This window comes from Isoptericola maris (assembly GCF_048065335.1).
GTDB lineage: Bacteria > Actinomycetota > Actinomycetes > Actinomycetales > Cellulomonadaceae > Isoptericola > Isoptericola rhizosphaerae.
Genome location: NZ_JBLUNY010000008.1, coordinates 150474 through 173680 on the forward strand (window position 1 = coordinate 150474; position 23207 = coordinate 173680).

Annotated in this window: 20 protein-coding genes; 12 read left to right on the forward strand and 8 right to left on the reverse strand. The window is 73.6% G+C overall.

Translation table 11 applies throughout. From position 1 onward, the window contains the following. Positions 1–14: 14 nt before the first annotated feature. Positions 15–1385: a hypothetical protein gene (locus tag ACH5HR_RS12955; protein WP_416478212.1), complete on the forward strand. Its 1371-nt coding sequence runs from the start codon at positions 15–17 to the stop codon at positions 1383–1385. 22 nt (positions 1386–1407) lie between these two features. Here the strand turns inward: ACH5HR_RS12955 and ACH5HR_RS12960 are convergent, their stop codons facing one another. After that, a complete protein-coding gene (locus ACH5HR_RS12960) occupies positions 1408–2037 on the reverse strand; it encodes an NYN domain-containing protein (protein ID WP_416478213.1) in 630 nt (209 codons plus the stop codon). A gap of 80 nt (positions 2038–2117) precedes the next feature. Here ACH5HR_RS12960 and ACH5HR_RS12965 point away from each other — a divergent pair, with 80 nt between their 5' ends. Continuing rightward, positions 2118–2900, forward strand: a complete 783-nt coding sequence (locus ACH5HR_RS12965; RefSeq protein WP_416478215.1) for a type 1 glutamine amidotransferase — start codon at positions 2118–2120, stop codon at positions 2898–2900. Between the two features lie 112 nt (positions 2901–3012). Here ACH5HR_RS12965 and ACH5HR_RS12970 read toward each other — a convergent pair whose 3' ends face one another. Together ACH5HR_RS12970 and ACH5HR_RS12975 are read right to left on the reverse strand one after the other, a co-directional pair. Then, entirely contained in the window at positions 3013–3750 is a 738-nt protein-coding gene (locus ACH5HR_RS12970) for a PspA/IM30 family protein (protein ID WP_402374238.1), read from the reverse strand. Positions 3751–3838: 88 nt separating this feature from the next. After that, positions 3839–5962, reverse strand: a complete 2124-nt coding sequence (locus tag ACH5HR_RS12975) for a TPM domain-containing protein (RefSeq protein ID WP_416478216.1) — start codon at positions 5960–5962, stop codon at positions 3839–3841. A 246-nt stretch (positions 5963–6208) separates the two neighbouring features. Between ACH5HR_RS12975 and ACH5HR_RS12980 the strand changes: the two genes are divergently transcribed. Next, entirely contained in the window at positions 6209–6349 is a 141-nt protein-coding gene (locus ACH5HR_RS12980) for a winged helix-turn-helix transcriptional regulator (RefSeq protein WP_416478217.1), read from the forward strand. Positions 6350–6359: 10 nt separating this feature from the next. On the opposite strand, the gene ACH5HR_RS12985 is transcribed toward ACH5HR_RS12980, so the two are convergent. From ACH5HR_RS12985 to ACH5HR_RS13000, 4 genes are all read right to left on the reverse strand, one after another. Further along, positions 6360–7352, reverse strand: a complete 993-nt coding sequence (locus ACH5HR_RS12985; protein WP_416478218.1) for a TIGR03557 family F420-dependent LLM class oxidoreductase — start codon at positions 7350–7352, stop codon at positions 6360–6362. Between the two features lie 320 nt (positions 7353–7672). Further along, on the reverse strand, positions 7673–9352 hold the full coding sequence (locus ACH5HR_RS12990) for a DNA repair helicase XPB (RefSeq protein ID WP_416478219.1): 1680 nt from the start codon (positions 9350–9352) through the stop codon (positions 7673–7675). Positions 9353–9475: 123 nt separating this feature from the next. After that, complete coding sequence (locus ACH5HR_RS12995; RefSeq protein ID WP_416478220.1) at positions 9476–11815, reverse strand: helicase-associated domain-containing protein; 2340 nt, start codon at positions 11813–11815, stop codon at positions 9476–9478. A 95-nt stretch (positions 11816–11910) separates the two neighbouring features. Next, positions 11911–12828 (reverse strand): NAD-dependent epimerase/dehydratase family protein, encoded by a 918-nt coding sequence (locus tag ACH5HR_RS13000; protein WP_416478221.1) that lies wholly within the window; start codon positions 12826–12828, stop codon positions 11911–11913. A gap of 116 nt (positions 12829–12944) precedes the next feature. Here ACH5HR_RS13000 and ACH5HR_RS13005 point away from each other — a divergent pair, with 116 nt between their 5' ends. From ACH5HR_RS13005 to ACH5HR_RS13025, 5 genes are all read left to right on the forward strand, one after another. Continuing rightward, positions 12945–13661, forward strand: a complete 717-nt coding sequence (locus ACH5HR_RS13005; RefSeq protein WP_416478222.1) for a TetR-like C-terminal domain-containing protein — start codon at positions 12945–12947, stop codon at positions 13659–13661. Positions 13662–13821: 160 nt separating this feature from the next. Then, entirely contained in the window at positions 13822–15324 is a 1503-nt protein-coding gene (locus tag ACH5HR_RS13010) for a sugar transferase (protein ID WP_416478223.1), read from the forward strand. A gap of 114 nt (positions 15325–15438) precedes the next feature. Continuing rightward, entirely contained in the window at positions 15439–15822 is a 384-nt protein-coding gene (locus tag ACH5HR_RS13015) for a cold-shock protein (RefSeq protein ID WP_402374254.1), read from the forward strand. A gap of 13 nt (positions 15823–15835) precedes the next feature. Beyond that, a complete protein-coding gene (locus ACH5HR_RS13020; protein WP_416478224.1) occupies positions 15836–16696 on the forward strand; it encodes a DUF3027 domain-containing protein in 861 nt (286 codons plus the stop codon). Further along, complete coding sequence (locus tag ACH5HR_RS13025; protein ID WP_416478225.1) at positions 16693–19725, forward strand: sacsin N-terminal ATP-binding-like domain-containing protein; 3033 nt, start codon at positions 16693–16695, stop codon at positions 19723–19725. Before ACH5HR_RS13020 ends, ACH5HR_RS13025 begins: the two co-directional genes overlap by 4 nt. An 8-nt stretch (positions 19726–19733) precedes the next feature. Here the strand turns inward: ACH5HR_RS13025 and ACH5HR_RS13030 are convergent, their stop codons facing one another. Further along, positions 19734–19985 carry a DUF2530 domain-containing protein gene (locus tag ACH5HR_RS13030; protein ID WP_416478226.1) on the reverse strand — a complete coding sequence of 84 codons (252 nt, stop codon included), beginning with the start codon at positions 19983–19985 and terminating at the stop codon, positions 19734–19736. Positions 19986–20087: 102 nt separating this feature from the next. Here ACH5HR_RS13030 and tagD point away from each other — a divergent pair, with 102 nt between their 5' ends. From tagD to ACH5HR_RS13050, 4 genes are all read left to right on the forward strand, one after another. Then, positions 20088–20480 carry a glycerol-3-phosphate cytidylyltransferase gene (gene tagD, locus ACH5HR_RS13035; protein ID WP_402374262.1) on the forward strand — a complete coding sequence of 131 codons (393 nt, stop codon included), beginning with the start codon at positions 20088–20090 and terminating at the stop codon, positions 20478–20480. Positions 20481–20823: 343 nt separating this feature from the next. Beyond that, positions 20824–21135 carry a hypothetical protein gene (locus ACH5HR_RS13040; protein WP_416478228.1) on the forward strand — a complete coding sequence of 104 codons (312 nt, stop codon included), beginning with the start codon at positions 20824–20826 and terminating at the stop codon, positions 21133–21135. Positions 21136–21184: 49 nt separating this feature from the next. Continuing rightward, a complete protein-coding gene (locus ACH5HR_RS13045) occupies positions 21185–22639 on the forward strand; it encodes an NCS2 family permease (protein ID WP_416478229.1) in 1455 nt (484 codons plus the stop codon). Between the two features lie 233 nt (positions 22640–22872). Beyond that, positions 22873–23207, forward strand: a 335-nt coding sequence (locus tag ACH5HR_RS13050; protein ID WP_416478231.1) for a transposase family protein, incomplete at its 3' end; no start/stop codon positions are given.

The following is a 23207-nucleotide window of genomic DNA, read 5'->3' on the forward strand; positions in this document are numbered from 1 at the left end:
TTCAGGATGCGGGTGTGACTGCTGTCGCGATCCTGCCTGCCCGTCCGGGCGGCCGCGTCGTGCGCCGATGGGTCGCGGCGGTACTGGTCGTCGTGACCACGCTCCTGGTCGTCGCCTCGACCGTGGCGGTGTGGGCGCACCGCACGGTGCTCGACACCGACGACTTCATGGACGCCGTCACGCCGGTGCTGGACGACCCGGCGTTCTACGACGCGCTCGCGGACCACGTGACCGAGCAGACGCTGCTGGCCCTCGACCTCGACGCCCGCGCCGCCACGCGGCTCACCGAGCTCGACGAGATGATGGCGCTCGCGCTGGTCGAGCAGCTGGACGCCGAGCCCGGCCCGCTGCTCGAGGCGTTGAGCACGCGCGTCGACCGACTCACCCTCGCCACGCTCGCACCCGTGGTGGCCGACCGGTTCGAGGAGCGCGTGGAGACGCTGGTCCACCGGCTCGTCGACTCCGAGGCGTTCCACGATCGGCTGCCGCAGCTCGTCGAGCGGGCGCACCGGGCGGCCATCGGCGTCGCCCGGGCCGACGGCGCGGACCACCCGGACGTGTACCTGACCGACGACGCCGTCGTGCTGGACACGACGCCGCTGATCGCGGAGGCGCTGCGGGAGGCCCTCGGGAGCGTCGGCGACATGCTGCCCGGGGTCACGCTGCCCGACGCCCTCGTGGAGCGGGCACCCGACGCCCGGGCGCAGCTCGGAGCGGCGCTCGGCACCCGGCTTCCTGACGGGTTCGGCCAGGTGGCGCTCCTCGACCGGGAGACCTTCGACCTGGTCCAGGGCACCGTCACCACGGTGGACCGTGCCGTCTGGGTCCTGGTGGCGCTGACCGTGCTGCTCGTCGTCGTGACCGTGGCGGTCGCCCCGGCCCGGCGCCGGGTCACCGTCCAGCTCGGGATCGGCGTCGTGGCGGGCCTGATGATCGCCGCCGCGCTGGTGGCACGGCTGCGCGACCTCGTGGTGGACGCCGCGCGGACGACCGACGGGGAGCGGGTCGCGACGGTGCTGTTCGACGCCGTCGCGGCCGACCTGCACGAGATCTTCTGGCTGATCGGGATCGTCGCCGCCGTGGGCGCAGTCGTCGCCGTGCTGCTCGGCCGACCGGCCTGGCTGCGTCGGGCCGGGGACCGCTGGCCGTGGTTGCGCGCCACGGACGGCGAGGCCGCCGGGATCTCGCGCCGGGTCGCCGGGCACGCCGACGCCCTCAGGGTCGTGGTGGTGGCCGTGGCCGTCCTGGTCGTCGTCCTGACGGGCTTCAGCTGGGTCGGGCTCGTGCTGGTCGGGCTGTTCCTCGCGGTCTGCCTCGTGGGCATCTCGGTCGCGCAGCGCATCGCCGACGTCCCGGGCGAGCGCCGGTCGGCGCCCGCCCCCTGAACGTCGGAGGTGGTGCCGCGCGTCAGAGGTAGCGCAGCGGGTCGAACTCGTCGATCGGGATGATCCGGACGCGCGGCAGCGGGCTGGTGAAGGCGTCGACGTCGCCCTCCAGGTCGAAGATCTCGAGCCCGTCCTCGGTCAGCGAGGTGAGCTGGCCGTTGACGAACTCGCGGAAGGCCAGCAGCCCGACCCGCCGGCCGTCGTCGGCCAGGAGACGCTCGACCTGCGGCAGGAAGTCGCCGTCGTGGCTGGCGAGCAGGACGTCGCCGTCGCGCCCCGCGATCGCCTCGAGGGTGCGCTGGATACCGAGGTCGACGACCTTCTCGTCGCCCTTCGCCGCCAGCGGGATGGGCCGGTAGCCCATCGCGAGCAGCGCCTGGACGAACGACATCGGCATCTGGCCGCTGGTCGCGTTGAGGAAGAACAGCGGGACGACGTCGGAGCCCCACACCTTGCTCGCGAACTTGGTGATCCGGTCCCAGCGCGGCCGCTCCTCGGGGTTGGGGCGGCGGTTCAGCACGTTCATGCCGAGCGTGGCGTCGATGTTCTCGCCGTCGACCAGGAGGTACGTGGTGCGGGTCGGCTCGTTCGGCGACGCCGGGGTCGGTGCCGGCGCAGGCGATGCGGTCGGCGCGGAGAAGGGGGAGACCATGCGCCCAGGGTACGCGGGACGGCGGCGCCGCGGTGGACGGGCATGGACCGCAGCGGCGGGTCGGAGTAATCTCAGCGGCCGTGCCCGACTTCTCCAGCTCCGACCACCCGCAGGTGACCGTTCTGCAGCACGGCTCCGACGTGCCGCTCGACCGGTTCGTCCGGACGTTCCCGGCTGCCCGCGTCGTGCGGCTCTTCGCCGGAGATCCCGTGCCGTCGCTCGAGGAGTGCGGCGACGGCCTGATCGTCCTGGGCGGGCGGATGCACGCCTACGACGACGCCGCAGCGCCCTGGCTGCCCGCGGTGCGCGACCTGCTGGCGCGCGCGGCCGTCGACGGGCTGCCCACGCTCGGCATCTGCCTGGGTGCCCAGCTCCTCGCCGTCGCCGGCGGGGGAGCGGTGCAGGTGGCCGCCCCGCCCGGGCGGGAGGCCGGCGTCGTCGACGTGCACTGGCGTGCCCAGGCGCTGGAGGACCCGGTCCTCGCGCCGCTCGTCCGTGCCGCCGGGGCGACGTGCGCCGACGACGTCGAGGCGCCCGGCTGCGTGACGCCTGCGGTCTCCATGCACTCCGACGCGATCATCGAGCTGCCCGCCGGAGCGCAGTGGCTCGGGTGGTCCGACACGTACCCCTACCAGGCGTTCCGCTGGGGCTCCGCGCTCGGCGTGCAGTTCCACCCGGAGGCGAGCCCGTCCCTGGCCGTGCGCTGGGCCCTCGGTGAGGTCGACGTCGACACCGCCGCCGTCCACGCCGACGTCACCGCGCACGACGACGGTCTGGCACGCACCGCGGGCCTGCTCGCCGGGGCGTTCCTCGAGCAGATGCGTGCCGCCGTCGGGCGTCGTGCCGCACCCGCGGTCGCCTGATCGGCTTCCCCCCACGCGCGGTGGGGGGGCCCCCCCCCCCCCCGCCCCCCCCCCCCCCCCCCCGGGGGGGGCCCCCCACCCCCAGGCGGGGGGGGGGGCGGGGAGTGGGAGGTCAGGACTCGATCTGGTTCTGCGGGGTGCCCGACTTCAGGGCTGCGAGGCGCGCCTCCAGCTCGAGGTCCTCCATCGACCCCTCCAGCTCGGAGAACTGCGACTCCAGCGACGACGCCGCGATCTCCGCCTGGCCCATGGCCTGCGCCTCCTCGCGACGCACCGCCTCCTCGAACCGCGAGAGCTCGCTGGTCGGGTCCATGATGTTGATCGAGCTGATCGCGCCCTGCACGGTCTGCTGCGCCACGGCGGCCTTCTGGCGGGCGACGAGCTGGTCGCGCTTGGACTTCAGCTCCACGAGCCGGTCCTTCATCTGGGCGAGACCGGTCTTCAGCTTCTCGACCGTGACCTGCTGCTGCTCGATCATCGGCTGGGCCGACTTGACCTCGTTCTCGGCGTCGAGCTGCTTGCGCAGCGCCACCTTGGCGAGCTGGTCGAACTTGTCGGCGTTCGCGGTGTCGCCCGCGCTGCGCCGCTCGTCGGCCTTGCGGGAGGCGGCCAGCGCCTTGGCGCCCCACTCCTGCACGGACTGCACGTCCTCGTGGTAGTCCTGCTCGGCGAGCCGCAGGTTGCCGATCGTCTGGGCGATCGCCTGCTCGGCCTCCGCGATGTTGTTCGTGTAGTCGCGGATGAGCTGGTCGATCATCTTGGCCGGGTCCTCGGCACGGTCCAGCATCGCGTTGATGTTTGCCTTCGCGAGCTGGCTGATGCGCCCGAGGATGCTCTGCTTCTGCGTCATGACGTGCCCTTCTGGTCCGTGCTGCCCGGATGTTGATGTTGATGACTAGGACGACGGCGGGGGCTCCGAGGTTCCCGGAGGCTCGACGTCAGAAGCGGCCACCGGCGCCGCCCCGGCCGCCGCCCCCACCGAATCCTCCGCCGAACCCGCCACGGGAACCGCCGCGCGGCCCTCCGAAGCCGCCACCGAATCCTCCGCCGAACCCGCCTCCGTAGCGTCCGCCCCGCCGTCGGCCGCGGCCCGAACCGCGCAGGACGGAGTCGAGGACGATCCCTCCGAGGATCATGCCGCCCATGTTCGGGGCGCTGCGACCGGAACCGGCGAACCCGCCCGGTCCGCCGTGCCGCATGTCCCAGCCGGAGGTGTCGGTCTGCGCCATCTGGGTCGCCTGCTGGACGTACCGTTCGGCCTGCTGCGCCGCAGCGAGCGCCGCGTGCTGGTCGGTGGCCTGCAACGTGCGGGCCTCGGCGGCGAGGCGCTCGGCCTCGGCCAGCCGGGTGCGGGCGTCCGGCCCGACGGCGCCGCGACGGGTGGTCACATAGCTCTGCGTGGCGCGGAGCTGGGACTCGACCCGGCCGAGGACGTCGCGCAGCAGCGCCTTGGCGCGGGCGTCGGACTCGGCCTGCTGCCGGGCCGGGGCGAGAGCGGTGTCGAGCGCGGCCTCCGCGGAGGTGAGCCGGGCGAGCGCGGCCAGCGGGTCGCCGCCCTCGCGGGCGCTGCGGGCCTGCTCGGCGGCGGACCGGGCCTCGGCGGCGGCGCCCTGCACGGCCGGGTCGCCGGACGCGAGACGCTCGGCGTCGACGATGTCCTGCGTGATCGAGGCGATGCCCTTGTCGAGGTTCGTCGCGGCGGAGGCGAGGTCGTCGCCCGCGCTCGCCACGGCGTCGAGGAGCGTCACCGCCTGGCCGAGGGCGTTCTGCGCGGCCCGCGCGTCCGCGACCGCGACGGCCTTCTTGCGCTTCTGGACGGCGGTCCGGCCCGCGGCGACGGCCTCGCGGGCGTTGGCGACGAGGGCGGCCGCCTGGTCCGGGTTGTCGCGCACGGAGGCCAGCGCCGAGGCGGGGTAGGTGGCGGTGAGCCCGGCGAGCGTGCTGCGGGCGACCTCGATCCGCCCCTCGATCTCACCGGCACGCTGCTCGGTCTCGTCGAGCACCTGCGGCGCCCGCGACTGCAACCGGCGCAGGTCGTCGAACGAGTCGGCCTGGGCGTCCAGGGTGGCGGCCGCGGCCTGGCAGCGCCGGACGACGTCGGCGAGCACGGCGCGCTGCCGGGCGGCGTCCGACGGCGGCGCGTCGCCCAGCGAGCCGCCGGCCGGCACGCTCTCCTCGAGGCCCTGGCGCAGCCGGAACGCCTCGGCGACGTCCGCGCGGGCCTGCTCGAGGGCAGCGGTGAACTCGCGCGTCGCCTCGATCCCGAACTCGGCCTGCGCGAAGCCGAGCTCCTGCTCGGAGGTCTTGATCGCGTCGTCGACGGAGACCAGGGCGCTGCCGGCCCGTTGTGCGAGCTCCTCGGTGGTGAGGTTGGCGAGCGGGTCGGGGTCGGGTCCGCCGGCCCCGGTGCGCGCGGCGGCCGCTGCGGCACCTCGGCGCGTCAGGTCGGTGTCCCGCCGCGAGCGGGACCACAGGTAGACGCCCCCGGCGGCGACGACGGCGATCCCGCCGACCAGCAGCGGCCCGGGCACCGAGAACCCGCCGGAGGAGCCGCCGTCGTCCGCGCTGCCGGTGGTCGCGGCGCCACCGGAGCCGGTGACCGCCAGGGTGGTGTCGACGGCGGCGACCGTGGCGCCGGCCCAGTCGTCGTCGCGGAGCTCGTCGACGGTGGCGTCGCGGATCGCGTCGAGCTGCTCTTCCGAGAGGTCGATGTTGTTGTCCCAGCTCAGCCCGTACAGGCGGTCCTCGGTGGCGACGGCGAGGAGCAGGTCGTCGGGGCCGAGCTGCGCGTTGGTGGCCGTCGCGTCCGCCCACCCCCGCCCGTCGACGCCGTCGAAGGTCTCCACGTAGACGACGAAGAGCTGGTAGGGGCTCTCCCGGGCGAGCGAGTCCAGGGCCCCCTGGACCTCGGTGACGTCGTCCTCGCTGAGCACGCCCGCCACGTCCGTCACGTCGCCGTCCAGCTCCCGCAGGGGCGACTCGGCGTGCGCGGCGGGGGCGGTGAGGGCGAGCAGCACCGGCAGCGCGACCGCGAGCAGCAGCGTCCGAGGGGCGAGTGCCACTCGTCGGCGTGTGGCCTGGGTAGACGGGATCACGGTCTGCATCGTTCCGCGCGCGGGGGCACGGCGCAATCGCGGGGCGGGTGACGTTCGCCGCCGTCGGCCGGGCGCACCGCCGCGGGGCTATGCCGCGGATGTGCGGACCGTCCCGCGCAGCACGTCCACGACGCGCGACCAGGAGTCGCCGCCGCCCAGCAGCTCCGCGAGCTCGAGCGCGACGGCGTCGTGCGCCGCGACGCGCACGACCAGGTGCCGCCCAAGGTCGTCTACAGCCTCACCGACGACGGCGCCGCGCTGGAACGCGCGCTGCGTCCGCTCGGCGACTGGGGCGAGGAACGCATGGCGCAGATCAGCTCCGTGCGTCAGGGCAAGGCCGTCACCGCGCCCTGACGCTCGGCAGTCAGTCCGTCGTAGGCGCGGCCGCGCGGAGCTTCTCCAGCAACGGCCCGGCCGCCGTGTCGAGGAACTCCTCCTGCTTGGCGTCGCCGATCTGGTGCAGCGCCAGGTCGGTGTACCCGGCCTCCCAGAAGGCGGACGCCGCCTCGACGATCGCGTCCAGGTCCGGCCCGCAGGGGATCGACTCCGCGACGTCCTCCGGCCGCACGAACGCGCTGGCGTGGTCGAACGCCTCCGTGGTGGGCAGGTTGGCGTTCACCGGCCAGCCGAGGCCGAACCAGCGGAACTGGTCGTGGGCCCGCTCCACCGCGGCGTCGGTGTCCAGGTCCCACGAGATCGGCATCTGCGCGATCTTGCGGGACGCCGGCAGGTCGGCGTCCGTGCGCGCGGCATCCCACTGCTGCAGCATGCCCGGCTTCGGCTCGGTGGAGATCAGGTGGTCCGCCAGCGTCGCGAAGTTGTCCACCGACTGCTCCCCGGAGACGGCGACGCCGATCTCCACGGGCTCGTCCGGCAGGTCCCACAACCGCGCCGAGTCCACCTGGAAGTGGTCGCCGCGAAAGCTCAGCAGGTTGCCCTCGAACAGCGCCGCGATGATCTGGACCGCCTCACCGAGCATCTCGTGCCGCTCGTCCACGGCAGGCCAGCCGGCGCCCACGACGTGCTCGTTGAGGTTCTCGCCCGCCCCCAGGCCCAGCGTGAAGCGGCCCTGCGACAGCAGCCCCACCGTCGCAGCCTTCTGGGCGACGACGGCGGGGTGGTAGCGCAGCGTCGGGCACGTCACGTACGACATGAGCCCGACCCGCTGCGTCACCTGCGAGACGGCGCCCAGCAGGCTCCACGCGTACGGCGAGTGGCCCTGGGAGTCGAGCCACGGGAAGTAGTGGTCGCTCATCACCTCGAACTCGAAGCCGGCGTCCTCAGCCCGGACCGCGTAGTCGACGAGGCTCCGCGGACCGGACTGCTCGGTCATCAGGGTGTATCCGAATCTGGTCACCCGATCACCGTGCGGCCGATGCGCGCTGCCCGCACCTCGGCCCCCACCCTCTACTTCACTCCGTCCAGCTCCTCGGTATCTTCGCGGAGCCGGACTGCGTTCCGTGCCGGGCGGGTACCTCGTTCCTCGGCCCCCACCCTCTACTTCACTCCGTCCAGCTCCTCGGTATCTTCGCGGAGCCGGACTGCGTTCCGTGCCGGGCGGGTACCTCGTTCCTCGGCCCCCACCCTCTACTTCACTCCGTCCAGCTCCTCGGTATCTTCGCGGAGCCGGACTGCGTTCCGTGCCGGGCGGGTACCTCGTTCCTCGGCCCCCACCCTCTACTTCACTCCGTCCAGCTCCTCGGCGTCGACGATGCGGTAGGCGTAGCCCTGCTCCGCCAGGAACCGCTGACGGTGCGCCGCGAAGTCCTGGTCCACGGTGTCGCGGGCGACGACGGCGTAGAAGTGCGCCGTCCGGCCGTCCTGCTTGGGCCGCATCACCCGTCCGAGGCGCTGCGCCTCCTCCTGCCGGGACCCGAACGACCCCGAGACCTGGATCGCCACGGACGCCTCGGGCAGGTCGATCGAGAAGTTGGCGACCTTCGACACCACCAGCCGGGAGATCTCGCCGGACCGGAACGCGCCGAACAGCTTCTGGCGCTCGCGGACCGTCGTCGCGCCGGTGATCAACGGCGCGTCCAGGTGCCCGGCCAGCTCCTCGAGCTGGTCGATGTACTGACCGATGATGAGCACCTGGTCGTCCGGGTGCTGTGCGACGAGCCGCTCCACCACGCGGTTCTTCCCCGGGGCGCACGCCGCGAGGCGGTACTTGTCCTCCGGTTCGGCCGTGGCGTAGACCATCCGCTCGTGCTCGGGCAGGGTCAGGCGCACCTCGACGCAGTCGGCCGGGGCGATGTAGCCCTGCTGCTCGATGTCCTTCCACGGGGCGTCGTACCGCTTGGGCCCGATGAGGGAGAACACCTCGTCCTCCCGACCGTCCTCGCGCACCAGGGTGGCGGTGAGGCCGAGCCGACGGCGTGCCTGCAGCTCCGCCGTCATGCGGAAGATGGGCGCGGGCAGCAGGTGCACCTCGTCGTACACGACGAGGCCCCAGTCGCGGGCGTCGAGCAGCTCGAGGTGCGTGTACACGCCCTTCCGCTTGGTCGTCAGTACCTGGTACGTCGCGATCGTGACGGGCTTGACCTCCTTGCGCGCACCCGAGTACTCGCCGATCTCGTCCTCGGTCAGCGACGTGCGGCGGATCAGCTCGTCGCGCCACTGCCGTGCGCTGACGGTGTTGGTCACCAGGATCAGCGTGGTGGTGCCGGACTTCGCCATCGCGCCCGCACCGACGATCGTCTTGCCGGCGCCGCAGGGCAGCACGACGACGCCGGAGCCGCCGTGCCAGAACCCGTCGACGGCCTGCGCCTGGTACGGCCGCGGCTCCCACGTGGCGGCGTCCTCGCCCGGGTAGACGGGTGTCGTCGTCGGCGACAGCGTGATGGCGTGCTTCTCGCCGTCGACGTACCCGGCGAGGTCCTCGGCCGGCCAGCCGAGCTTGACCAGCGCCTGCTTGAGGTTGCCGCGCTGGGAGGGGTGCACCGCGACCGTCGTGTCGTCGATCCGCTCGCCCACGAGCCCGGAGCTGCGCTTGGACTTGAGCACCTCGGCGAGCACGGCGGCGTCGGTGGACTCCAGCACCAGCCCGTGCACGGGGTGCGAGGCCAGGGTGAGGCGGCCGTAGCGGCCCATCGTCTCGGCGACGTCGACGAGCAGCGCGTGCGGCACGGGGTAGCGCGAGTACGTCATCAGCGTGTCGACGACCTGCTCGGCGTCGTGCCCGGCGGCGCGCGCGTTCCAGAGGCCGAGGTTGGTCAGCCGGTAGGTGTGCACGTGCTCCGGGGCGCGCTCCAGCTCGGCGAACGGCGCGATGGCGCGGCGTGCGTCGCCGGACTGCGGGTGGTCGACCTCCAGCAGGATCGACTTGTCGCTCTGGACGATGAGGGGGCCGTCGGGCATGCGGGTCCTTCCGGTGGGGGTGTCCAGGGTGCCAACGCCGGGCGGTCCGTGGGTGTTCCGCCCCTCAGTGTGTGGTGTCGGACAGGTCACTACTACCTCGGGGTGAGCGTTACCACCTCGGCGTCAGTCGATCGGTTCGACCGACGCGATGCGGTGCACCGCCACCGTCAGCTCCGCCTCGCGCAGCGGGTCCAGCGCCCGCAGGCGTCCGCCGTCGAGCCGGATCGGCTTGAGCTCGCGCCGCACGAGCGTGCCCGACCCGCCCACCATCTCGACCCGCACGGTGCGGCCCTCACGCAGCGCGTCGTGCAGCAGGGCCAGGGAGTCGCCCGGTTCGCTCGTCCCGCCCCCGGCATCCCGCCCAGCATCGCGCCCGGCACCGTGCCCGACGGCGGCACCCACCACGGGCGGTCCGCCGCCGTCCGCGGCGCCCACCGGGACCGGGGTGCCGCCGTCGGGCACGGGGACGGGTGCCACCGGGCCGGGAGGCGCCCCCTCGCTGCCCGGTGCCCGGCGCAGGCGCGCGACGACGGCGGCGCGGGCGTCCGCGGAGGTGTCCCGGACGGGGGCCGAGGGGCGCCGGGACCACGCCGCGCGGTCGAGCCGCACCGTGCGACGCACGGGGCCGAGCGGCCGACCGTCCGGACCCTCCAGGCCGGAGAGCAGGCCGTACCGGCGCAGCGTCTCGTGCAGCTCGGCGGCGGGCGCGGACGACGCCAGGACCGTGGGTGCCAGCCGCACCAGCCCCAAGGAGGCGAGCCGGCCGTCCTCGGCCAGGCCGGCCAGCGCGGCCGGGTCGGCGGCGCGCACGTACGAGGTGGCGGAGCCGACCCGGACCGCCTCGTGCCGCCGGGCGGTGTCCTTGACCAGGTACTCGAGGGGTTGCGGGACGGGCACGGGGGAGCGCCCGGCGAGCTCGGCCAGGAGGTCCTCGCCGCTGCGGCCGTGGTCCAGCGCGCGCGTGACCGACCCGGTCGAGAAGCGCACGGTGGTGGCCGCCCCGCGGGACTCGTAGTCGGCCGACTGGTCCAGCAGCCGCGAGAGGGCGAGGGAGGGACGCCCGGGCACGATGCCGGTGAGGTCGCCCTGGAGCAGGACCTCGTCGACCTCGGCGGGCAGCGCGCGGCGCAACGCCTCGGCCAGGAGAGCCGGGCCGCCGTCCTCGGCACCGCTCGCGACGACGTGACCGGGCGACGACAGGGCACCCGCCCCCGTCACGCCGAGCAGCGCCGCCTCGCGCAGCAGCCCGGCCAGCGCCGCCTCGGCGGGCACCGCCCGCGGAGAGCGCCACCGCAGCACCGTCATCACCTCCTCGGGCCCGAGCGCCGTGCCCGGCTGGGCGGCCAGCACGTCGAGCACCGCCGCACGCAGGCGAGCCACCCACGGCCGGTGCAGGTCGGGGGACAGCGGCGCACGCAGCGTGCCCTTCTCGTCGCGCGAGCCCACCTGCCACGGCGTGCGCCGCGACCCCGTCCAGGCCGTCACGAGCTCCGCCCACCGGTCGGCGTCGTCGGCCTCCTCCCAGGCGTCCGCCCGGACCGTCGGCACGAACGACGCCGGCGCCTCGCCGTCGTCTCCCACGAGCCCGGCGCTCGCGGCCAGCTCCACGACGAACGCCGCCGTGGGCTCGTCGGTGTCCAGCAGCAGGGCGGTGCGGCGCAGGTCGCGCACGCCGAGCCCGCCGGCGCGCAGCACGGACGGCGGGGCGTCCTCCCAGGAGGTGATGAGCCGGGCGACCTGTCGCACGATCTCCAGGGCGGCCGTCGCGGCCTCGGCGTTCGCTCCTGCGGTCGGCACGCCGTGGCCGTCGGGGCGGGGCGGGTCCAGGTCGGGGATGCGGTGCGTGCGCCCGCCGCGCAGCGACAGCCCGACGTCGCGGGGGAGCACCACGTGCCGCGCGTCGGTGCGGAGGAGCAGACCCGCCTCCACCAGGGCGTCGACGGCGCGGCGCGGACCGGTGCCCGCCGGGGGTACGACGCCGACGGGCGGCCCCCAGGCGAGCGCGTCCAGGATCGGCTGGGCGCCCGGCGGGAGGTCTGCCGGTGCGGGCCGTCGGTCCTCGCGCGCGGGCCCGAGCCCGGCGGGGTAGGGGCCGAGCACGTCCTCCAGCCCGGGCGTGGGCAGCACGCCGTCCTCGTCGTCCCAGACCAGCGCGGCGGTGCGGGCACCGTCCAGCACGTGCCCGACGGCGGTACCCGCCTCGGGCGCGCCGATCGCGGCCGCGACCTGGTCGGGCCGGACCGGGGTGCCTTCGGACAGCGCGAGCAGCGACTCGAGGACCTGCAGCGTGCCCGCGTCGAGGTGGCTCAGGGCGCGGTCGAGGCTCGTCCGGCTCGCGGCGCGGGCGGCGAGCGAGCGGAGCGTGGAAGGGGCGGGGGTGCCGAGATCGGGCCGCGCGGCGAGCAGCTCGAGGAGCTCGTCGTCGGAGCGGTTGCGCACCCATTCGGTGAAGCTGCCGACCATCTGCACGATGCTACGCCGGGTCCCTGGACGTCTCGCGACCCGGGTCGTCAGGGCGGCCAGGGCACGGTCAGGACGGTCCGGTCAGGGCCGTCGCGTCAGGGCCGGGCGGTCGCGCGGCAGACCTCGTCCCACGGTGTCGGGGCGATGCCGAACCGCTCCTGCGCCGCCCGGGAGTCGAGGAGGTACGGCGCCTCCCACTGGTAGCGGAGCTGGCGCAGCTCGCGCAGCAGGGGCGAGAAGGCGGCGGCGACGGTCCAGGCGGGGCCGCGCAGCGACGAGACGGGCACGGCCGGCCGGCCGACGGTCGCGAGGACGTCGGTCAGCGCCTGTGCCTGGGTGACGGGCGGGTTGCTGGGTACGTGCCAGATGCGCCCGTGGGCGTCGGCGTCGTCGGCGGCCGCGACGAGGGTGCGTGCGACGTCGCGCACGTCGGTGAAGGTGTGCGGCAGGTCGGTGCGGCCCATCATCATGGCGCGGCGGCCGCGCAGGGCGGCCGGGACCACGCGCGAGACGTGGCCGTTCTGCCCGACGCCGGGGCCCATGTAGTCGGATCCGCGCACCTCGACGGCGCGCAGCCGGCCGGCGTCGTGCGCGGCGCGCGCGTCGGCCCACAGCCGGGTGCGCAGGCGGCCCTTGTGGTCGGTGGCGGCGTCGGGGAGGCCCTCGGTCATGGGGCCGTCGACGGGGCCGTACGGGTAGAGGGTGCCGGTGATGGCGTAGACGGCGCCGGTGCGCTCGGCGGCGGTCTGCAGCGACGCGGCGAGGGGCGGCCACACGGTCTCCCACCGGGTGTAGTCGGTGGGGTTGGTGCAGTTGTAGAGGACGGCGGCGTGCTTGGTGGCGCGGGTCAGCGCGTCGGGGTCGGCGGCGTCGAGCGTGAGGTGCTCCACGCCGTCGACCCCGGTGCTGCGCCCGGAACGGGTGGCAACGGTGACGTGCGAGCCGCGACCGGCGAGCAGGGCGGCGACCTGGCGGCCCACAGGCCCGGCACCGACGACGAGATGACGATCCATGATCAGTGCTCCTTGTTGTGAACGGTGCTCTCGTTTCGAGTATGCCTCCGGCGCCACGGACTTGGCAAGAGCGGCGCTCTCGGTAGTGAGCACCGATCCGTGCGAGGATGCGAGACGTGACCAGCACGCCGCGCACGGCCAGGGCGCTCGCCCGCGAGACCATCACCCAGGAGATCCTCGCGGCCGCCCGCGCCCGCCTCGCGGCCGACGGCCCCGCGGCCCTGTCGCTGCGCGCCGTCGCCCGCGACGTCGGCATGGTCTCCTCCGCGGTCTACCGGTACGTCGAGAACCGGGACGCCCTGCTGACCGCGCTCATCGTCGAGTGCTACGACGAGCTCGGTGCCGCCGTCGAGGACGCGGAGGCCGCCGTCGCCGAGCGCTCCGACGTCACCACGCGGTGGCTCGTCGCGTGCCGCGCCGTGCGCACGTGGTCGGTGGCGCACCCCGGCGAGTTCCGGCTGCTCTACGGCACCCCGGTGCCCGGGTACGCCGCCCCGCCCGACACGATCGACCCGGCGACGCGCCTCGTCCTGGTCCTCGTCAAGGTCGTGGCCGACGCGCACGACGGCGGCACCGTCCCGCCGCTCAGCCCGACGGCGCAGGCTGACCTGACGGACCTCGTGGCCGGTGCGCGGGACTTCCTCGCGGCGCGCGGCCTGATCACGGACGCGCCGCCCGAGCTGGTCGTGCGCACCCTCATGGCCTGGACCACCGTGCTGGGAACGGTCTCCTTCGAGATGTTCGGTCACCTGGTCAACACGGTGAGCGACCCCGAGGCGTGGTTCGACGTCGTCGCCCTGCGACTGGCCGCGGACCTCGGCATCGGCCTCTAGCACGCGTTCTCACCCGGGTGAAACTGCGTGTGACAGGGGAAAACGCTGCCCCGGGAACAGTGGGTGAAAGACGGGGTGAAAGGGCTCCGGAAAAGCACATCGAATCGGTTCTCCGCTCCTAGAGTCATGACAGAAAGCGTCGTCTCGAGGAGAACCCACCGTGTCCATCACCGACGTCCAGCAGCGAACGCGCCGAGCGCTCGCCGGGGTGCGCGCCGCGCGCCTCCGGGAGGTCCGTGCAGCGTTCCGCGCCGGGAGCTGGCAGACGGCGTACCGCCGTCGGCTGATGCTGACCGACGCCGTGCTGGTGGCGATGGCGACGTTCCTGGCGGTCATGGGCAACAACCTCGACGGCACCTGGCCGCCCGCGCACGGCCTCCGCGCGGACCAGATCGTCTTCATCGTGGTCGTCACGGCGGTGTGGCCGGTGTCGATCGCGCTGAGCCGTGGCTACGACGTCCGCCTCTTCGCCTCGGGCCCGCAGGAGTTCGAGCGGATCTTCGACGCGACCCTGCGCCTCTTCGCCGTCCTCGCGCTGGGCGCCTTCGTCCTCTCCTGGCCGGGCCTGCGCACCTACCTGCTCGTCGCGTTCCCGCTCGGGCTGGTGTTCCTGCTGGTGGGCCGCTGGCAGTGGCGCGGCTGGCTGCGCCGTCGCCGCGCCCGGGGGGAGTCGACGACGTCGGTCCTCGCCGTCGGGCTGCGCGACCAGACCGAGCGCCTCATCCGCGAGCTCAACGAACGGCCCTCGGGGTACCGGGTCGTCGGGGTGTGCACCCCGACGACCGAGGCGCGCACGGGCGAGGAGGTGCTCGGCGTCCCGGTGCTGGCCGACCTCGACGGGTCGGCGACGATCGCGGCCCAGGTGGGCGCGGACTGCGTCGCCGTGGCGGGCTCCGACCGGATGACGGCGGAGGCCGTGCGCCGCCTCGGGTGGGAGCTCGAGCCGGTGGGTGTCGACCTCATGCTCATGGCCGAGCTGGCCGACGTCGCCGGCCCGCGCATCACCGTGACCCCCGAGCAGTCCGTCTCGCTGCTGCACGTCGACGCGCCGCGGTTCGCGGGCCCCAAGTACGTGGCCAAGACGATCATGGACTGGATCGGCGCGGCCCTCATCACGCTCGTGGTGCTGCCGGTGCTCGTGACCGTGGCGCTGGTCGTCGCGACGACGAGCCGGGGGCCGGTGTTCTACAGCCAGCTCCGGGTCGGCCGCGGCGGGCAGACGTTCCCGATGCTGAAGTTCCGCACGATGCGCGTCGGGGCGGACCAGGAGGAGGCCGTCCTCGGCTCGGAGCACGACGGCACAGGCGTGCTCTTCAAGCGCCACGACGACCCGCGCGTCACCCGTGCCGGCAGGATGCTGCGCCGCTACTCCCTGGACGAGCTGCCACAGCTCTTCAACGTGCTGGCCGGGCAGATGTCCCTCGTGGGGCCGCGGCCGCCGCTGCCGCAGGAGGTCAGCCGCTACGAGGCCCGCATGCGCCGTCGGCTCCTCGTCAAGCCCGGGATCACCGGGCTGTGGCAGGTGGGAGGTCGTTCGGACCTGCCGTGGGAGGAGGCCGTCCGCCTGGACGTCTACTACGCGGAGAACTGGACCCCGTTCGGTGACCTGCTGATCCTGGCCCGCACGGCCAAGGTGGTGCTGGCCGCCCAGGGCGCCTACTGAGGTTGTCGAGAGGTCCTGCGACGAGCCGGCGCCCAACTTCCCGGTACCCTGGGACACTGCCTCGGCCCCTCTGGCCGAACAGCTGTGAAGAACGACGAGCACGAAGAGGTCCAGGTGCCAACCGGCAAGGTCAAGTGGTACGACGCGGAGCGTGGATTCGGCTTCATCGCCAACGACGACGGCGGTGAGGTGTTCCTGCACGCCTCCGCGCTGCCCGAGGACGCGCAGAGCCCGAAGCCCGGCGCCCGGGTGGACTTCGGCGTGGCGGACGGGCGACGCGGCCCTTCCGCCCTGTCGGTGAAGCTGCTGGACCCGCAGCCGTCGGTGGTCCGGGCCAAGCGCCGGCCGCCGTCAGAGCTGGCGGGCATCGTGGAGGACCTCATCCGGGTGCTCGACCGCACGGGCGACCAGCTCAAGCGCGGCAAGTATCCGGAGGGCGAGGCCGGCAAGCGCGTCGCCACGATGCTCCGTGCCGTCGCCGACAACCTCGATTCCTGAGAGCGAGACGATCATGGCAAACGCCGACGCGCCCGTGAGGGCACGCCGCGTGAGCTCGCGGGCCAAGAACGACGCCGTCCTGCTGGGCGCGGTCGAACAGGCACGCGCCGCGGCGCTGGACGTCGCCTCCTCACCGGACGACGTCGGTGAGCACCTCGGTACCCACGCCGAGGGTGAGCGGCTCATGTCGCACCGGTTCGCGGCCGGCATGAAGGGCTACCGCGGCTGGCACTGGACGGTGACGCTGGCCCGCGTGCCGCGCGGCCGCAACGCCACGGTGTGCGAGGTGGAGCTGCTGCCGGGGGACGAGGCGATCCTCGCCCCGGAGTGGGTGCCGTGGTCGGAACGGCTGCGACCGGGTGACGTGCGGCCGGGGGACACGCTCCCGTTCCGGCCGGACGACCCGCGGCTGGAGCCCGGCTGGACGCCCACGGGCGACGCGGAGCTGGACGAGGTCGCGATCGACGAGCTCGCCCTGGCCCGCCAGCGGGTGCTCTCCCCGCAGGGCCGGGACGAGGCGGCGGAGCGCTGGTACCGCGGTTCGCGCGGCCCGACGGCGCCGGGTGCTGTCGCCGCGGCGAAGGAGTGCACGTCCTGCGCGTTCCTTGTGCCGCTGCAGGGTCCCCTGGGCCAGCTCTTCGGGGTGTGCGCCAACGAGTGGTCGCCGGACGACGGCAAGGTGGTCTCGCTGGACCACGGCTGCGGGGCGCACTCGGAGACCGACGTGAGCAGCCGCCCGAGCGACTGGCCGGCACCGGCCCCGATGATCGACGAGTCGTCGATCGAGCGGGTCGAGCTGCCAGGTGCCGGTGCCGCGACACCGGAGCCGTCGTCGGGCGGCACCGAGGAGCCGAAAGGTGCTGGGATCGCGTGACGGAAGACGTCTTCGGGACCGCCGCGCTGCGGCACGCGGTCGCGGAGGCGTGGCTCGGGTCCGCCACCCGCTTCCGTGAGGACGCGAACTCGGAGGAGGACCACGCCCGCGGCCACTACCGCGACCGTGTCGTCGTCGAGCTGCTGCAGAACGCGGCCGACGCCGCCGCTCGTGCCGGTGTGCGGGGCCACGCCCTCGTCCGCCTCGATCCCGCCGCCCGCCGCCTCGTGGTGGCCAACACGGGTGCTGCCCTGGACGCCGACGGGGTGGCGTCGCTCGCCTCCCTGCGTGCCTCGGCGAAAGCGGGACCAGGCCAGGTGGGCCGCTTCGGCGTAGGTTTCGCCGCGGTGCGCGCGGTGTCGGACGACGTCACGGTGCGGTCGCGGTCCGGCGGGGTGCGCTTCTCGACGGCGGCCACGCGCGAGGTCCTCGACAAGGTGCTGGCGGACGGCCGCCCGGGCTCGGACCGGCTCTCGGCGGACGTCGCGGACCGCGGGGACGACCTGCCGGTGCTGCGCCTGCCGGTGGAGGCGGCCGGGTTGCCCGCCGACGCGGAGCACGACACGGTCGTGGAGGTGACGCTGCGCGACGACGCGTCGCTGGCGTCGGTGCGTGCCCAGCTCGACGAGGTGGACGACGTCCTGCTGCTCGCGTTCCCCGCCCTCGACTCCGTCACCCTGACCGTTGTGGGCGCGAATTCTGGGGTGGCGAACGGGAACGAACGGAACATATCGGGCCAGAGATCGCGCCCACAACGGACGGCGACGGGGCGGTTCGCGGAGGTCGACGTCGCGGACCTGCCGCGCGAGCACCGGCGCCTCGACTGGTCGCTCACCTGGGCTCTGGTGCCCGACGGCGGAGCCCCGGAGGCGTCGCGGCGTCGCGTCCTGCACGCGCCCACCCCCACGGACGTGGGCCTGGACCTCCCGGCGGTGCTGCTGGCCACGTTTCCCGTGGACGCGAGCCGGCGCCACGTGCTGCCCTGCGCCGCCACCGAGCGGCTCGCCGTGGCCGCCGGCCGGGAGTACGCGGCCCTGCTGGGTGACGTCGCCCGTACCGGAGAGACCGACGTGCTCGGCCTGGTCCCCACCGGGCTGCCCGCCTCCGAGCTGGACGCCGCGATCCGTTCCGCGGCTGTCGACGCCCTGCGCACCACTCCCGTCCTGGACGGCGGCGTCGCGCCGGTGGACGCCGTCGTGGTCACGGGCACACCCGGCGAGGACCCGGAGCTCGTGACGGCCTTGGCTCCCGTGCTGCCCGGCCTCGTCGCCGTGCCCGCCGCCCATCAGGCGGTGGTGCGGTCGCTGGGCGCCACGGTCGCGTCGCTCGCCGACCTCGTCGACGACCTGCCTGCCGGGCTGCCCGCCGCGCGCTGGCACTCCCTGCTGACCGCCCTCGAACCGCACGCCGCGGAGCCGGGGGTCCTCGAGGCACTCGCCGGGGCGCGCATCCCGCTCGCCGACGGCCGCGTCGCCGGCGTCCGGGGCGCCGTCGTCCTGCCCGAGTCCGCGGACGACGGAGACGAGGCCTCCCTCGCGGCGACGGCGCGAGCCCTCGGCCTGCGCGTGGTGCACCCGGACGCCGCGCACCCGCTGCTGCTGCGCGCGGGGGCTGTCGCGACCGACCCGCGCCGGTTGCTCCACGACCCGGAGGTGCGGGACGTCTCCCTCGCCGCGGCCGAGGCCGTCCTCGACGGCGGCAGCGACGACGGCGCGCTGGAGCTGGTGAGCCATGCGCTCGCCCTCGTGCGGCTGGCGGGCGGCACCGACGTGCCGTTCTGGACCGGCGAGCTGCCCGTGCCGACGGCCGACGGCGAGACGGTGGCGCTGCGCGAGACCGTGCTGCCGGGCACGTGGGCGGCCGAGCTGTTCACGGGCCTGGCGCCCATCGCGCCCGAGTTCGTCGCCCGGTACAGCGCCCCGGTCCTCGCCGCCGCGGGCGCGCGGACGGAACCCGCCGTCTACACGGTGCAGGACGCCGTGACCCCAGAGCCGGACGGATCGGACCTCGAAGGTGCGGGCAGCGACGCCGACCAGGACCCGAACGACCCGTCCGGATGGCTCGCCGGCTGGTCGGACTACCTGCGCATGCTGGCCGGCCGGTTCGGCGCGGGCGTGGCCGTGGGCGACCTGGTAGCTGTCGCCGACCTCGACGCCGTCGGTGACGAAGCCTGGCCGAGCGTCCTGTCCCGGCTCTCCTCCGACCCCGACGCCCGCCACGCGCTCCTGGCACCGGTGCGCACGGGCCGCGCCGCCGCGCCGTCGTACACCGCGTGGTGGTTGCGGGAACGCTTCGGGGCGCCCTTCGCGCTGCACGACGGCGTCCCCCTCCTGCCGACGGCGCCCCGCGACCTGGCGGGGCTCGACGTCGCGACGCGGCGGGCGCTCGGTGGCGTGGAGGCGCTCACCGACCTCGACGCCGCGGACTGGCCCGCCGCGCTGGACCGGCTGCCCGCCGTGGGCGCGAACCTGCCGCTGCGCGACGCCCTCGTGGTGTGGCGGGGACTGGCACGGCTCTCGGCACGGCTCGACCCGTCCGACCGGTCGTCCGCCCTGGACCCCCTGCCGGACCGGCTGCCCGCGCTGGACGCGAGCGACGTCGTCGTACAACGGGCCGACGACGTCGAGGTGGCCGGGACGGCGCGCTGGGCGGCGCTCGGGGCGGTCCTGCCTGCGCCGGCCGCCGACGCCGAGGCGCTGGCCGACCTGCTCGACCTGCCGTTGGCGGGGGAGGACGGTCTGCCCGCGCCGGACATGCCGGGTACAGAGCGTGAGCTCGACCCGCGCCTGGCGGTGCTCGACCACCGCATGCCGGCCACGTGGTTCGAGCACGAGCGGCTCTCCGTGGCCGGCCGGCCCGTGCCGTGGTGGGTCGACGCGACCGGGCGAGTGCACGCGACCTCCCCGGCGGGGCTCGCCGCGGGGATCGCCGACGTCCTCGGGCGCCCGGACCGCACCGTGCTGCTCGCCGCCGTGCTCGCCGAGCCGGAACGGGCCGTGGCGCTCTGGGCGACGACCGCCTGGGGGTAGCGGGGGCGTCAGTCCACAGGGTCGTCGCGGTGCCGGCGAGCCCAGAGCAGCCCCACTCCGCCGAGGGCGATACCGGCGAGACAGACCGCCACGGCCGGCCCGGTCGGCTGGCCGGCCAGGGCGAGGACGCTCATGGCGACGAGCACGACCGACCAGACGATGATCCCCAGCAGGATGACGCGCCGCAGGTCGACGCGCTCCGGCGGCGGCGTGGGGCGTCGGCGCTCCGGATGGAGCAGCAGGGACATGACGGTCGGCACGGGTCGATCGTACGTCGGCGAGGCGCTCCGGGCCCGGCACCCCGCGGCGTAGGATGAACGACTGGCGAACGCCGTGTGACGGTTACGACGAGGGACGAGGGCATGAAGCGAGTCATCACCTACGGCACCTACGACCTGCTGCACTACGGGCACATCGAGCTGCTCCGCCGCGCTCGGGCGCTGGGTGACTACCTGATCGTGGCGCTGTCCACCGACGAGTTCAACGAGGGCAAGGGCAAGAAGTCGTACTTCTCGTTCGAGGAGCGGCGCCGCATGCTCGAGGCGATCCGTCACGTGGACCTGGTGGTCCCGGAGAACACGTGGGAGCAGAAGTCCGAGGACATCAAGCTGTACCACGTGGACACGTTCGTCATCGGCGACGACTGGACGGGCAAGTTCGACGAGCTCAAGGAGCTCTGCGAGGTCGTGTACCTCGAGCGGACGCCGGAGATCTCCACCACGCAGATCAAGGCCGGTCTGGCGTCGAAGGCCTGAGCTTCGCTACCCGAGCACTCGCTGTCTGAGCTGTTCGCGAGCGGTTGACACCGCGAGCGCCGGTGGGCAACACTTGCAGTGTTGCTCCCCGTCGTCTCCGGATTGGCGGGGACTTTTTCGTTCCAAGGAGGCGCAGTGCTGCGCGCGTCGTTCGTGATCGACTACCAGAACGTCCATCTGACGGCGCGGGACGTCTTCGACCCGGATGGCGAGGCTCATGATTCCTTGGTCGATCCAGTGCGGTTCGCGAAGCGCGCACTGGCTGAGCGCAACGCTCGGCAGCGGGAGGGCTATCCGCACGCGGAACTGGCACGGGTGTCGGTCTTCCGAGGACTCCCGCACGTTGATCACGACTGGGAACAGCATCGCCGGTGCATGGATCAAGCCATCGAGTGGCGCCGCGGCGGGGCGATGGTCGAGCTCGTCTCGCGACACGGACTTGGTTCCGGTCCTCGACGAGGTCCACGACCTGCATGCTCAGGATGCCGAGCGGTACGCCCGCATCGAGACCGTGGCGTGGTTCAACCGCGATGCACGCGCCGAGGGTGCCAGGACGTTCGGCAATTTGCGTCTCACGTCGCCGCGGAGGATCTGGAACACGAACCTCGACCGTGCCTGCTACGAGGCTTCGCTGGACCGCAACGACTACCGGTGACGGCCCCGCCCTCCCGAGAACCTTCACACTTCTGGCACCATAGGTGCCCATGGCCAACCAGACCAGCGCGCCCGCACAGGGGTCCAGCGCGATCGACCGGTTCTTCAAGATCACCGAGCGTGGCTCGACCGTCGGCAGGGAGGTCCGTGGCGGCCTCGTGACGTTCTTCGCGATGAGCTACATCATCGTGCTGAACCCGCTGATCATCGGCACCGTCCCGGACGGCACGGGGGCGTTCCTCGGTGGGGGAGACGCTCCGAATTTGGAGATGGTCGCGGCAGCCACGGCGCTGGTCGCCGGGGTCGTGACGATCGCGATGGGCGCGTTCGCGAACTTCCCGCTCGCCCTGGCTGCAGGCCTGGGGCTGAACGCCGTGGTCGCCTACTCGATCGCGACCCTGCCGGACGTCACGTGGGCCGACGCGATGGGGCTGGTGGTCATCGAGGGCGTGATCATCCTGATCTTGGTGCTCACCGGCTTCCGAGAGGCCGTGTTCAACGCGGTGCCGCTCGAGCTGAAGACGGCCATCAGCGTGGGTATCGGCCTGTTCATCGCGTTGATCGGCTTCGTCAACGCGGGCTTCGTGGTGCCGGGCGAGGGCACGCCGCTCGCGCTGGGCAACCTCGGTACCTGGCCGATCCTCGTGTTCGCCGTCGGCCTGCTCCTGGTCATCGTCCTGTTCGTCCGCAAGGTGCGCGGTGCGATGCTCATCGCGATCGTCAGCGCGACCGTGCTCGCCGTCATCCTCGAGAACACGCTGAACATCGGCGCGAAGCAGCCGGACGGCTCGAACCCGAACGGCTTCAACCTCAACGCTCCCACGTACAACGGCGTGGCGACCGTCCCGGACTTCGGCCTCCTCGGGCAGTTCTCGCTGCTCGGCTCGTTCGAGTCGATCGCGCTCGTCACGGTGGCCCTGCTGGTCTTCTCGCTGCTCATCGCTGACTTCTTCGACACGATGGGCACGATGGTCGCCGTAGGTTCGGAGGCGAACCTTCTTGACGGGAAGGGCAACCCGCCGAAGACCCGCGCGATCCTGGTGGTCGACTCCCTGGCGGCCGTCGCGGGCGGCGCGGGCTCGGTCTCGTCCAACACGGCGTACGTCGAGTCGACGTCGGGCGTGGGCGACGGCGCCCGGACCGGCCTGGCGTCCGTGGTGACCGGCGTGGCGTTCCTGGCGGGGACGTTCCTGTCGCCGCTGGTCGGCCTGGTCCCGTACGAGGCGGCGGCGCCGGCGCTCGTGTTCGTGGGCTACCTGATGATGATGCAGGTGGCGTCGATCTCCTGGAAGAACGTGGAGATCGCGATCCCGGCGTTCCTCACGATCGTGGTCATGCCGTTCACCTACTCGATCGCCGACGGTATCGGCGCAGGATTCATCGCGTTCGTCGTCATCAAGCTGGCGATGGGCAAGGTCCGTAAGATCCACTGGCTCATGTGGGCGGCCGCAGCGATGTTCCTCGTCTACTTCTTGCTGGAGCCGCTGCAGTCGTTGATCGGCTGAACCGTTCCGCTCCTTGACGACCCGTCCGCATCTAGACATGCGGACGGGTCGTCGTGCGTTCCGGGGAATTCGTCGAGATGTGCTCCGCGGGATGTCGACCTAGGCTGCGCCTGGACGTGGTTTACCGGCTCAACGCAGATGAGGGTGTAGCGCTGGCTGGCTGATCTGGCCGGGGACGGGTCGAGGTCCCCCAGGATGGGAGTTCTCACTCTGCCCATCCGGAAGACCTCGACGTGGACGACGCTACCTTCTGCACACCTGACCTGACGACGTTCTGCCGCCTGGACGAGCTCGGTCTCGTCGTGGTCGGGCAGCATCTGGAGCCTGACCGGGCGGTGCTCGAGTGCCGCGTGGTCGCGCGCGATGACGACGCGTTCTGCAGACAGTGCGGGGCCGAGGGCACGCCGCGGGGCACGGTGTCTCGGCGGCTGGCGCACGAACCGTTCGGGTGGCGGCCGACGACGCTGCTGGTCCGGGTGCGCCGCTACCGCTGCGAGAGCTGCGGGCGGGTGTGGCGGCAGGACACCACGGCGGCTGCGGATCCGCGGGCGAAGCTCTCGCGGGCGGC

Coding starts and splice junctions, on each gene's coding strand:
- ACH5HR_RS12960 (WP_416478213.1), bottom strand. CDS start 2,037: ATGGTCTCCCCCTTCTCCGCGCCGACCGCATCGCCTGCGCCGGCACCG.
- ACH5HR_RS12970 (WP_402374238.1), bottom strand. CDS start 3,750: ATGACGCAGAAGCAGAGCATCCTCGGGCGCATCAGCCAGCTCGCGAAG.
- ACH5HR_RS12990 (WP_416478219.1), bottom strand. CDS start 9,352: ATGCCCGACGGCCCCCTCATCGTCCAGAGCGACAAGTCGATCCTGCTG.
- ACH5HR_RS12995 (WP_416478220.1), bottom strand. CDS start 11,815: ATGGTCGGCAGCTTCACCGAATGGGTGCGCAACCGCTCCGACGACGAG.
- ACH5HR_RS13000 (WP_416478221.1), bottom strand. CDS start 12,828: ATGGATCGTCATCTCGTCGTCGGTGCCGGGCCTGTGGGCCGCCAGGTC.
- ACH5HR_RS13020 (WP_416478224.1), top strand. CDS start 15,836: ATGGCAAACGCCGACGCGCCCGTGAGGGCACGCCGCGTGAGCTCGCGG.
- tagD (WP_402374262.1), top strand. CDS start 20,088: ATGAAGCGAGTCATCACCTACGGCACCTACGACCTGCTGCACTACGGG.
- ACH5HR_RS13045 (WP_416478229.1), top strand. CDS start 21,185: ATGGCCAACCAGACCAGCGCGCCCGCACAGGGGTCCAGCGCGATCGAC.